The 235-nt window shown below is 46.8% G+C and carries 1 protein-coding gene; it reads left to right on the forward strand.

Annotated features, from left to right (window positions below; genetic code table 11):
- Nucleotides 1-72: 72 nt before the first annotated feature.
- Nucleotides 73-235 (forward strand): winged helix-turn-helix domain-containing protein (locus tag SB749_RS20940; protein WP_410712013.1); only part of this gene is annotated, 163 nt, incomplete at its 3' end.

Below are 235 nucleotides of genomic sequence, written 5' to 3' on the forward strand. Positions count from 1 at the left end.
CCAGGGGCGCCTTCAGCGCAGGAGAACTTAATTGCGTTTGGTAAATTTACCCTAAATTTAGCCACTCGCGAAATGAGTGAAGGCGATAACACGGTGTCACTCACCAGTGGTGAATTTGCGGTGTTAAAAGCGTTAGTGTCTCACCCGCGTGAGCCATTAAGTCGTGATAAATTAATGAACTTAGCTAGAGGGCGAGACTACAGTGCGCTTGAGCGCAGTATTGATGTTCAAGTAT

It is taken from the genome of Brevibacterium sp. SIMBA_078 (genome assembly GCF_046534565.1).
In the GTDB taxonomy this organism is placed as follows: domain Bacteria; phylum Actinomycetota; class Actinomycetes; order Actinomycetales; family Brevibacteriaceae; genus Brevibacterium.